Source organism: Longimonas sp., assembly GCF_046498435.1.
Classification (GTDB): Bacteria; Bacteroidota; Rhodothermia; order Rhodothermales; family Salinibacteraceae; genus Longimonas.
Genome location: NZ_JAWOAR010000141.1, coordinates 1 through 10862 on the forward strand (window position 1 = coordinate 1; position 10862 = coordinate 10862).

A 10862-nucleotide genomic window follows, 5' to 3' on the forward strand; every position below is an offset into this window, starting at 1 on the left:
CAAGCCAAAGGCGGCCACCGCCGCTACGATGACGGGATCCATGTCGTGCTCTTGGGCCCGCTCGACGTACGCGATCACACCTTCCACGAGGTCAGGCAGGTCCTCCGGTTTGGCGCTGATATGCTCGGGGAGCGGTTCGCTGGTCCGCCGGTGGCGCATGCCGATGAAGCCGCCCTCCTCGCGTAGACCAATCGCTACAAAGCGTTCGTCCCCGATGACGATGCGCTGAAGCCGGACGAGCTCTCGGGCGGTGAGCTCGGTCGCTCCTGCTTCAGCAATGGCCTGTCCCCAGCGATGCATGCGGTCGCGTGGGGGCGACTCCCCTTCGATCTCGAACGAGGACTGGCTATCGCTTAGCAGCAGGAACGCCGCTGCCCGTGCGGTCACGTCGGGATGGGTACGCCCGACCACCTCACGCGCTTCCTGGTCCAGCTCCGCACGCACGTTCTCTTTTAGCGTCTCCGTCCAGCGTACCATCGGGCAGAAACGCGGAGAGCCCGGCACGTTATTTCGTACCTGATGCCGACGCGAAAGCTCACCATCTGCCAAGGCCACCTGCTGCGACGGATCGACCACGTCCACGGCCGCCGGGCGCCCCTTCACATCGGGCACCCCGAGCTCGCGTCCCGTGAGCCACTCATACAGAAACCAGATGCGGCGCGTGTACTTGCTGGTAGGAGACTCGCCCACCCACGAGCTAAGCACGCCTGCCGGTATCACTTCAAAAAGCGTGTTCAAGACGGCCAGACGGACGCCCTCCACCTTGAGCGCCAGCTCCAGATGATCAGTTAGGGTATCGTTTGGCCTCCGCCGGCGAGGAAGGACCCACCAACGGGCCGCCTCCTCCGGCTCATGGCGCTTTGCGACCATCGCAAGTCGGGGCGGAGCCGGAATCGATAGCTCGAAGTGCTCGATCAGCGCGCTGTATCCACACGGCCAACCGGGCTCCGGCATACCTCGCCCGTTCCAACTCGTGCGCGGCTTGTCCGGAAGGCGATCGAGCGTGAGTGACATAAAAGTGCTTTAGGCTCCTAACAGGTAGTCATATAATGGTAATCGACGCGCAAATGTGAGAAGGCGCCTGCCGAGCGACAGTCGCTCGGCAAAGCGCTTGCGCTGTTGACAGAATGCTCGTAAGGCAGCAATCATTTGAGATATCGCTTGCATACTTGACAAAACGATCGCAAACGCCCCCATGCTTGGTAAAGCACTCGCAAAACAGGGATAAGTTCAGTTGATCCGCAGGCACCATTGATCCGCAAGCACACAACCCGCACGCCTCGAAAAAACAGAAATCAGTGCGTTCGGGCCGCCCCTTATTTGGCACTCGTGATTATACGTCAGCAGAATGACCGATCCAACTTTTCGGGCGCCACCCATGTCGTGCAGCCTGGCGAAACGTTGTGGGACATCGCCCGCTCGCATCGCTCATCGGTGGGCAGTATCCAGCAGCATAATGGACTGAGCGACGGACGCCTGCAGCCCGGGCAGACGCTCAAAATTCCATCGCCGTAAGAGGTGCGTTCTACATATCCAAGTAGCAGGTAGGGACGCAGCGCGCTGCGTCCCTTTTCTTTATTTAGCGAGACTACAGCACATATAGTTTAATCAAGTGACCTACATTACAGCTGTACCATCTCTAACGACTTAACAATTATTTAATTTGAAAAAGTAATTCGGGGGGGTAGACTACTTGTGCGTTTGTCAAGGTAATGTGAGCAATCAATCTCATGTCATTCTCTGTTGGTAAAAGTATTGTTGGTTTTGCTTTAGGAGTTGCTCTGCTATTCGGGGTTGGGTTTGCTGTGACCGAGAGCGCTGATCAGTCATCTGAAGACGAGGGAGTACCATCAGATTTCCTTCCGGTTGATAGGATTAGCCCACTTGAGGCAGAAGAGCAAATTCCTATGAGCCAACTCATGAGCCAAACAGACTGGACAGTGGTTTTGGTGCTTCGTCCGACAGATTGCTATTCCTGTTTGGAATATGGGACAAAGATCCCTCAAGAACTTGGAATTAACGGGCACAGTGAATTACAGATAACAGCTATTGGGGTTGACACCAATAAGGGCGAACTGCGGTCATTCTTAGGTGATGTACCGTTTTCCTATCCTGTGTATACTGCGCCTTTGAGTTCCGAAGCAGAACGGTTCTATCGTCACCTTGATAAAATGGGCCAGACGCCGCTAATGCTTTTGGCTGAAGGTCAAGATGTGAGGTATGCCTCACGAATCGTTTCTGACAGAGAAGTCATGCAGGCAAGGTACGACGAACTGCTGACGTATCTTCCAAGCGGAAGTCGCTAATGGGGCTTCTAAAATATCACTTACCTATACCCAATGCATGTTATGTATTGGGATTGAGCGCACGTAGTAAATGTCAATCTTATTTCCAATTGGTAGAATGAGGTGATTTGTCATAGTTTTAAATTTAAAAGGGATGGCTTCAATTTTCATACTTATCGTAGCTTTCCTGCTTACCGGAATGTCTTATGAGGTGGATGAGCAGGCGACGGTTGATGTAGCCACAAAAACAGAGGCCGTCCAATATGTGGAGCCTGGCGTACAGTTTGAATCGGACAAGATTGATGTTCCATTATGTGGGTGTCCGCATATCATCATGTCCTGTGGCTGTGTACCTCTCTAAAATAAATCGACGGAATTGATCATACGTGCGTGGTATGCTTGATTGCATATCACGCACGCTTTAATTCGAATTGCTATGTTATATTTTTTGCTTCTCGTCTTTTCACTGTGCTTGGTTAACCCGACTTTGGCGCAGACGCCAGACCAAGAGTGGACACTCAACAATACCTTTTACATCACGGCTATTGACATTGATAGCGAGGGCCGTATCTATGCGAATGATCTGGAAGCGCACCAAATCCATATCTTCGAAGACGACGGATCACACATTCGCTCCGTCGGCGGTGAGGGGGAAGGGCCCGGAGAGTTCATGATGCCGCTTCGTGCCGAACTAAGCCCAGACGAATCTGATTTTATGGTGCGCGATTGGCGCAATAGGATAAGCTTTTTTACGCGCGAAGGGGATTACAAACGATCCTTTGTCACGCCTGGTATCATTCCTTCTGGCAATATTGCATTCAAAAACGACTCGCTTTTGATCATTACAGGTCTTGATGGAGTGCTTTCTTCTGGACATACCATGCACTTCTTTACAAAAAGTGGGGAAAAGATAAAGTCATTCTTCCCGATGCGTGAACGTGCGCAGGAATTCAACATCAGCGTGTGGGCCGACGCTTCTTTTGTGATTCAGGGAAACGAACGAATATACGCAATACAGCCAATCGATTATAGTATAAGCATATTTTCGCTCGATGGAGAGCAAGAGCAAGAAATATCTGTTTCTCCTCCCGAACACATTGTTCTGCCCGAGGAGCCGCAGCCTGAAAGCAATCTTGATGAGTGGACAGACAAGTACAATTTGCCGCGATCAATGTACATGGTGGCCCCCGATGTGCTGGCGGTTACTATTGGTGAAGGAGGGCGACCTGCTTCAGAGAGTACATTAGTGGATTTGATAGAGGCCGACTCTGGGGAAGTATTAGGTAGCGTTCGCCTGCCGGGGGTTGTCGTTCATGCCGACCGTGATGAAGAACTTCTCTACGCAGCAGAGGCTAACGAAGATGAGCTTTCTACGACCCTTCGGGCCTACCATATAGACGAACTGCTAAACGCAGCAGAGTGAGCGAACCGTCTGGAATGGAGTCTCCGTCCGAGGCCCCCCTCACGACCGCATCAAGTTTTTCAGCACGAAGAACACGTTCTCCTTTCGCTCGCGCAGGCGCCGGTAGAAGTACGGAAACCACTCCGTACCGTAAGGCACATACACCATCATGTTGTATCCATCAGCGGCCATTTCGCGCTGGGTATCCGGACGCAAGCCGTACAGCATCTGAAACTCGAACCGGTCGCGCGAGATGCTTTCGTCCGCGGCGAATTGCTTTGTAGCGCGGATCAACGAATCATCGTGTGTCGCAATGCCTGAATAGGACGTGTGCTTCAGCAGGCGCTGCATGTAATCGGTAAAGCGCGCGCGGATCACGTCCATGTCCTGGTAGGCCCGTGCCGCCGGTTCGCCGTACGCGCCCTTGCACAGGCGCACGCTCACGCCCAGCTCGCACATCCGGTCGATGTCGCGATCCGTGCGCTTCAGCATCGCCTGCAGCACCGGACCAATGTGATCTGGGAAGTCCGCATGCATCGTCTCAAAGATCGACAGCGTCGAATCCGTCAGGTCGCTGCCCTCCATATCCAGCCGCACAAACATGTCGTGCTCAGCGGCCACCTCCATGAGCGCACGCAGGTTCTTGAGGCAGAACTCCTCATCGATGAGCTGCCCCAGCATCGACAGCTTAATCGAAATGCGATTGCGGCGTTCGGGCGGCGTCACCGCGTCCAGCGTGCGCACCAGCTCGATGTACGTATCGCGCGATTGCCGCGCCACGTCACGGTCATGCACATGCTCGCCCAGCAAGTCGAGCGCCACATGCAAGCCATCGTCATTCAGCGATTGCACCGCAGGCAGCGCCTCGTCAAGCGTTTCACCCGCCACAAACCGGCGGGCCAGGAAAAAAGGAAGTTGCATAGCAGTAGGTAATGAAAGCGCTTTTACAGACAGTAAAACATAGGCATCACGTCCGGCACAAGTTGGCCTGCGCGTTGAAAAACCAGTTCGAAATACAGACATTGTTGCGCATCGGAGGGCTCTCGAAGCATCAGGCATCCGTTTGGAAAAACAAAAGTATCGACGCGCCCCCGGTATTCCTCGCAGTTTCTCCGTCGCTCTCGTTCCTGCGTCCTACATCTTATGGCCACGCAATTGCCTTACGCCTCCCGCCCGTGGGTCGCCGGAGCCGATGCCTGCCCGGCCGGGTGGATCGTCGTACTCGAACACACCGGCACGGGCGCACACCGGCACCGTATCGTAGAGCACACCGCCGACCTCTTGCATCTGCCCGAACAGCCCGCGTGCATTGGCATCGACATGATTATTGGGCTGCCGGCCAAAGCCCGCTCCGGCGGACGCGCCTGCGACCGGGCGGCCCGCACCCTGCTCGGATGGCCGCGCTCCAGCAGCATCTTCTCGCCGCCGTGCCGTGCGGCGCTGGAAGCGGACTCCTACGAAGCCGCCACCGCTGCCAACCGCGCCAGTCACCCCGACCGCGTGGGGCTTACCAAGCAAGCATTCCACCTCTTCTCCAAAATCCGAGCACTCGACACCCTCATCACGCCCGCGAGGCAGCATCGGATATGCGAGGTGCACCCGGAATGCAGCTTCTATGTGCTCAACGGCAACGCCCCGGTCGATGCATCCAAACACACCGACCATGGCATCCAGCATCGCATCCACCTGTTACAAGACGCCGGGTTCGATGGCGTCCCCGATGCGTGTAGCGCTTACCCGCGCCGCCAGGTCAAGCGCGACGACATCCTCGACGCCCACGCGGCCTGCAGCACCGCGCGCCGCATGCACCAGGGCACCGCCGCACGCCTCCCCCAAACCGAACCGGTGCCCGTTGACCCCACCGGACTGCGCATGGAGATCTGGCGGTAGTTTTCCAATTCGGGGGAATCTTGCAGCCTGCGCGGCTGATACGAATCGTCCACACAGACTACTTCCTTTCGCATCCCCCAACCTGCCATGCCTACCGACATCGCCAACCTGCGCGAGGAGTACACCCGCGCCACGCTGACGCGCGACGAGGTCGCCAGCAATCCCATTGCGCAGTTTCGTGCGTGGCTCGACGCAGCCATTGAGGCCGACCTGCCCGAGCCCAACGCCATGACGCTGGCCACCGCCGACAAGCAGGGCCGTCCGGCCTCGCGCGTGGTGCTGCTCAAGGAACTGGATACTGGTTTTGTGCTCTACACCAACTACCAGAGCCAGAAGGGCCAGGCGCTACAGGAAAATCCGCATGCCGCACTCACGTTCTGGTGGGAGCCGATGGAGCGGCAGGTGCGCGTGCAAGGGCACGCCGAGCGCGTCTCGGAGGAACAGTCGGATGCCTACTTCGCCAAGCGTCCGCGCAGCAGCCAACTGGGGGCATGGACCTCGCCGCAGAGCCGCGTCATCGACGGCCGCGACGTGCTCGACGATAACTGGGCGCAGGTCAAGGAGCGCTTTGGTGAGGAGGGCGAGGTGCCGCGTCCGCCGCACTGGGGCGGCATACGCATCGTGCCGCACACCGTCGAGTTTTGGCAAGGCCGCCCCAGCCGCCTGCACGACCGCTTGCGCTACCGCCGCCCCGACGCAGATAGCGAAGACCCGTGGACGATCGAGCGCCTGGCCCCATAGCGAAGCAAGCGGGCGCGTGCATTCGTCATTGGTAACAGCAGGCATGCATCCATATCAACAGTGCACGGTGTCATTGCAGATGACAGCTATGCTGTGTACCGTGTATAAGCACAGCGTGCTACTCACAACTCCCCTGCCTGTACATGCTTTCCTGGATACGACTTGCGCTCTACTCCTTGCTTGCGTTTGGCATTGTCGCTACGGCACATGCCCAAGACAATGCCGCTGACGATGCCGAAGACACAACCCGCGCTCCACTCGTGCGGCATCCCGCCGTGCATCCCGACGGCGAAACCATTGCGTTCTCGTTTCAGGGCGATGTGTGGAGCGTACCTGTGTCGGGGGGACGCGCCAATCGTCTGACGGTGCACGAAGCGTACGAATCCAACCCTACCTGGAGCCCCGACGGCAACCACCTCGCCTTCAGCAGCGACCGCTACGGGGGCGATGATCTGTACGTAATGGATGCGGAAGGCAGCCGCCCCAACCGCCGCACGTTCTACTCGGGCACCGACGCCCTCAGCCAGTGGGCCCCCACCGGCGACCTGCTTTTTACCACGCGGCGCGCCTACGCACAGGTTGAGCGTGAGTCCGAGATTCACCGGGTGGATGCCGAAGGCGGGCTGCCCCAGCGTCACCTGGACGCGCTCGGATACGCGCCTGTTATGTCGCCCGATGAGCGCTTCATCGTGTTTGAGCGCGGCAGCAATGGCACCACGCGCAAGCGCTACCGCGGCCCTGCCGCCAAGCAGCTCTGGCTTTACGACACGGAAGACGAATCCTACACGCAGCTTACCACCTTCGACGGCAACGACCACAACGCCGTGTGGACGGGGCCGCGCACGCTGCACTTCATCAGCGAGCGCAGCGAGACCTACAACGTGCATCGCCTGACCCTTGCCGACGACGGAACGCCAGAAGGGGACCCCGAGGCCGTAACCACCTATGACAATGGCAACGGCGTGCGCCACCTGTCAGCCGGCGCCGATGGGGCCGTGCTTGCGTTTGAGCGCCACACCGACATCTACGTAATGCGCCCCGAAGACGAGGCCGATCCTGAGCGCCTCTCCGTTCAAGTTGCCGAAGACGACCGCTTCGATCCGGTTGAGCGCGAAACCATGACGCGCAGCGCCAGCGACATGGCGGTGTCGCCCAACGAAGACTACATCGCCTTTGCCGTGCGCGGACGGCTGTTCCTAACGCGCAACGATGACGAGAGCAACCACACCGTGCAGCTCACCACCGAAGCCGCCCACGATCGCGAGGTGCAGTGGCTCGACGATGAAACGCTGCTCTTCGTATCCGATCGGGGCGGCACGTACGACCTCTATCGCCTCGAATCGGGCGATGCAGAGACCGACGACCTCTTCGATGCCCTGGCCTACGACATCACACCGCTCACTGAAACCGAGACCGACGAGCGCAGTCCCGTGCTTGCGCCCGACCGCTCGCAGGTCGCTTTTCATCGGGGCGCAGCGCACTACGGCCCAAAGTCGCTCGTGGTGGCCGACCTGACCGACGACCAGACGCTCAACAATGAGCGCGTGCTGCACGAGGGATGGAACGAAGCCAGCGGCGTGGCCTGGAGCCCAGACGGCCAGTGGCTCGCGTACTCGCGGCCCGACCTCGACTACAACCACGAAGTCTACATCCACGCAGCCGACGGAAGCGAAGACCCCGTAAACGTAACCCAGCACCCACGCCCCGACCGCAACCCCGTGTGGAGCCCTGACGGCAGCAAGCTCGGCTTCGTCTCCGGACGCAGCGGCGGCAACGACGATATATGGTTCGTCTGGCTGCGTGAATCCGACTGGGAAAAAACCCAGCAGGATTGGGACGAGGACGCTCCGCAGCGGCCCTCTGCCAGCAACAAGGAAGCAAATGACGAAGCCAACGATGAAGAGGAGGGCGAAGACGACACGCCCGATCCGGTCGAGATCGATTTCGACACGATCCATGAACGCCTGGAGCGCGTCACAGCCGGACCGGCCAACGAGGCGAACCCGGTCATTGGAAAAGAGGGCGACACCTTCTTTTACGTGGCCGGGCGCGGCGGACGAACCACCACCGCCGATACCGAGGTCGATCTTTACAGCATCCAGTGGGATGGCAGCGAGCGAAAAGCCCTCACCGAGGGCGATCTGGGTCCGTACAGCGTGCGGCTTGGTCCCGAGCAGAGCCATCTCTTCTTCGCACACTCCAGCGGCCAGCTTGCACGGATCGCAACCGACGGCGGAAGCGTAGAGCGCCTGCCGTTCCGGGCACGCATGGAGATTGATTATCCCGCAGAGCGCGCCCAGGTCTTCGATGAAATGGAGCGCGCCATGGAGCAAGGCTTCTACGATCCCAACTTCCACGACGCCGACTGGGACGCGCTCGTGGAGCAGTACCGCCCGTGGGCGATGCGAGCCTCCACCTCAACCGACTTCCAGTACATGGTCAACCTCATGCTGGGCGAACTCAACGCCAGCCACATGGGCTTCTACGGCCCCGACCGCGCCGATACGCAATCCGAGCAAACAGGACTGCTGGGCGTAGAGTGGGCCCCTGCCGACAACGGGCTGGAGGTCACCCGCGTGGTCCCAGATAGCCCCGCCGATCGCGAGGTAAGCCGCCTGAACGTGGGCGATGTCGTCACATCCATCGACGGCACCGCACTCAGCGCATCCACCAGTCCCTACCGCCTGCTAAACGACACCGTCGACGAACTGGTGATGCTTACCGTGCAGGACGACGACGGCGACACGCGTACCGTGCGCATCCGGCCCACCAGCAGCTTGCGCAGCGAGCTCTACCAGGAGTGGGTGGATACGCGAGACGAGCTTGCCCGTGAATACTCCGACGGACGCCTCGGCTATCTGCATGTGCAGGGCATGAACTGGCCCAGCTTTGAGCGCTTTGAGCGCGAGCTCTTTGCCAGCGGCAACGGCAAGGGCGGCCTCATCATCGACGTGCGCTACAACGGCGGCGGCTGGACGACCGACTACCTCATGGCTACGCTCAACGTGAATCAGCATGCCTACACCATCCCGCGCGGCGCCACCGACAATCTGGAGGCAAACCACACGGAGTTCCGCGACCACTACCCGTTTGGCGAACGCCTCCCGTATCCCGCCTGGACCAAACCCGCGGGCACGCTCATCAACCAGAACAGCTACTCCAACGCTGAGATCTTTGCGCACGCGTTCAAGTCGATCGACCGTGGGCCGGTCGTGGGCACGCCCACGTTCGGGGCCGTTATTTCAACAGGAGGCGTAGGGCTCCTGAATGGCTCGTTTGTGCGCATGCCGTTCCGCGCCTGGTACGTGCGCGAAACCGATCAGAACATGGAGCACGGGCCCGCCACGCCCACCACAACCGTGAGCAACCCGCCCGATGCGCGAGCCCAGGGCGAAGACCCCCAGCTCGAGCGCATGGTCAACGAACTGCTGCAGCGCGTTGACAACGAAACAAGCGAGAACTGAACCCGCTCGCCATCGCCGCTGAGCAGAATACCCCAGCGCTCCGAACCAGTCAGACGGCACAACGCCATCGCGTCGAATCCACGCGCAGCGGCGTGTAGCCGGGAACTGTGGGCGTCTACGAGTGTGCATACGGATTGACCCAGCAAGCCCATTGGCTTGTTGAGGATGTCATATATCCGCATTGCATCCGTATCCTCTTCCTTCATCAACCCGCTGTCGTATGCCTTCGTCCTTGCCCCTTCAGGTGCTGCTGTTCGACATGGACGGCGTGCTGGTGGACGTGTCCACCTCGTATCGCCAGGCCATCATCGAAACCGTAGAGCACTTTACCGGACGCCAGATCAGTCCCAAAGATGTGCAGCGCTACAAAAACCACGGCGGCTTCAACGACGACTGGAAGCTCACGCACTCCATCATCACCGACACCGCCATGGAGGTGCCGCTAAGCCGGGTCATCGAAGAGTTTCAACGGCGCTACCGCGGCAACGACTGGGACGGCCTCATTAGCGACGAGTCGCCGCTCATCGACACCGCCACGCTCGACACGCTGCAAGACGAGGGGCTGCTCCTGGGCGTGGTCACCGGCCGCCCGCAAGAAGAGGCCGAGTGGACGATCGATCATATGGACTGGTCGTCGTACTTCCCTATCGTGCTTGGCAAAGAAAAGCAGGGCGATCGTACCAAGCCCGATCCCTTCCCCCTCAACCACACGCTCACCATGCTGGCCGCCGTCGGGCGCGACGTAGATGCCAGCGAGGCCGCCTACGTGGGCGACTCGGTTGATGACATGAAAGCCGCCCGTGCTGCCAACATGTGGGCGCTGGGCGTGGTGCCGCCCTACCTCGACACGTCCGATCATACCACCGTGCTCAACAAAGCCGGAGCCCACACCGTGCTCAATACCCCGAACGATCTGCCGACCGTACTGCGCCGCTTCGACGAACAGGTGGCCTCCACCCGCAGCGCGTAGCCAATCCCCCGTCAGGAGCATACAGGGGGAAAGCCACACACCGCGCCCGCCCCGATACCATTCGCAGTATCCCCGCCCGGTCCCCGCCGCACCATGCAGGGACCGGGAGT

Annotated in this window: 8 protein-coding genes and 1 pseudogene; 7 read left to right on the forward strand and 2 right to left on the reverse strand. The window is 59.4% G+C overall.

Features of this window, described 5'->3' with window-relative positions:
• Nucleotides 1-1014: pseudogene (locus R6U20_RS05190) on the reverse strand (cell filamentation protein Fic); the annotation flags it as partial.
• A 315-nt stretch (nucleotides 1015-1329) separates the two neighbouring features.
• Here R6U20_RS05190 and R6U20_RS05195 point away from each other — a divergent pair.
• The 3 genes from R6U20_RS05195 to R6U20_RS05205 all read left to right on the forward strand — a co-directional run bounded on the left by R6U20_RS05195 (nucleotide 1330) and on the right by R6U20_RS05205 (nucleotide 3708).
• Nucleotides 1330-1515 (forward strand): LysM peptidoglycan-binding domain-containing protein, encoded by a 186-nt coding sequence (locus R6U20_RS05195; protein WP_410336802.1) that lies wholly within the window; start codon nucleotides 1330-1332, stop codon nucleotides 1513-1515.
• 215 nt (nucleotides 1516-1730) lie between these two features.
• Nucleotides 1731-2306 (forward strand): hypothetical protein, encoded by a 576-nt coding sequence (locus R6U20_RS05200; protein ID WP_410336803.1) that lies wholly within the window; start codon nucleotides 1731-1733, stop codon nucleotides 2304-2306.
• 415 nt (nucleotides 2307-2721) lie between these two features.
• Entirely contained in the window at nucleotides 2722-3708 is a 987-nt protein-coding gene (locus R6U20_RS05205; RefSeq protein ID WP_410336804.1) for a 6-bladed beta-propeller, read from the forward strand.
• A 39-nt stretch (nucleotides 3709-3747) separates the two neighbouring features.
• On the opposite strand, the gene R6U20_RS05210 is transcribed toward R6U20_RS05205, so the two are convergent.
• The gene (locus tag R6U20_RS05210; RefSeq protein WP_410336805.1) at nucleotides 3748-4608 is read right to left on the reverse strand and encodes a proline dehydrogenase family protein; all 861 of its coding nucleotides are present in this window, start codon (nucleotides 4606-4608) and stop codon (nucleotides 3748-3750) included.
• A 222-nt stretch (nucleotides 4609-4830) separates the two neighbouring features.
• Here R6U20_RS05210 and R6U20_RS05215 point away from each other — a divergent pair, with 222 nt between their 5' ends.
• The 4 genes from R6U20_RS05215 to R6U20_RS05230 all read left to right on the forward strand — a co-directional run bounded on the left by R6U20_RS05215 (nucleotide 4831) and on the right by R6U20_RS05230 (nucleotide 10752).
• Nucleotides 4831-5577, forward strand: a complete 747-nt coding sequence (locus R6U20_RS05215) for a DUF429 domain-containing protein (RefSeq protein WP_410336806.1) — start codon at nucleotides 4831-4833, stop codon at nucleotides 5575-5577.
• 87 nt (nucleotides 5578-5664) lie between these two features.
• A complete protein-coding gene (pdxH, locus tag R6U20_RS05220; protein ID WP_410336807.1) occupies nucleotides 5665-6318 on the forward strand; it encodes a pyridoxamine 5'-phosphate oxidase in 654 nt (217 codons plus the stop codon).
• A 143-nt stretch (nucleotides 6319-6461) separates the two neighbouring features.
• Nucleotides 6462-9782: a S41 family peptidase gene (locus R6U20_RS05225; protein ID WP_410336808.1), complete on the forward strand. Its 3321-nt coding sequence runs from the start codon at nucleotides 6462-6464 to the stop codon at nucleotides 9780-9782.
• A gap of 220 nt (nucleotides 9783-10002) precedes the next feature.
• Nucleotides 10003-10752, forward strand: coding sequence for a TIGR01548 family HAD-type hydrolase (locus R6U20_RS05230; protein WP_410336809.1), 750 nt, complete (start codon nucleotides 10003-10005; stop codon nucleotides 10750-10752).
• Nucleotides 10753-10862: the final 110 nt, after the last annotated feature.

Bases quoted from the DNA above. Each gene is read 5' to 3' on its own strand.
- R6U20_RS05200 (WP_410336803.1), top strand. From the start codon at position 1,731: ATGTCATTCTCTGTTGGTAAAAGTATTGTTGGTTTTGCTTTAGGAGTT.
- R6U20_RS05205 (WP_410336804.1), top strand. From the start codon at position 2,722: ATGTTATATTTTTTGCTTCTCGTCTTTTCACTGTGCTTGGTTAACCCG.
- R6U20_RS05210 (WP_410336805.1), bottom strand. From the start codon at position 4,608: ATGCAACTTCCTTTTTTCCTGGCCCGCCGGTTTGTGGCGGGTGAAACG.
- R6U20_RS05215 (WP_410336806.1), top strand. From the start codon at position 4,831: ATGGCCACGCAATTGCCTTACGCCTCCCGCCCGTGGGTCGCCGGAGCC.
- pdxH (WP_410336807.1), top strand. From the start codon at position 5,665: ATGCCTACCGACATCGCCAACCTGCGCGAGGAGTACACCCGCGCCACG.
- R6U20_RS05225 (WP_410336808.1), top strand. From the start codon at position 6,462: ATGCTTTCCTGGATACGACTTGCGCTCTACTCCTTGCTTGCGTTTGGC.
- R6U20_RS05230 (WP_410336809.1), top strand. From the start codon at position 10,003: ATGCCTTCGTCCTTGCCCCTTCAGGTGCTGCTGTTCGACATGGACGGC.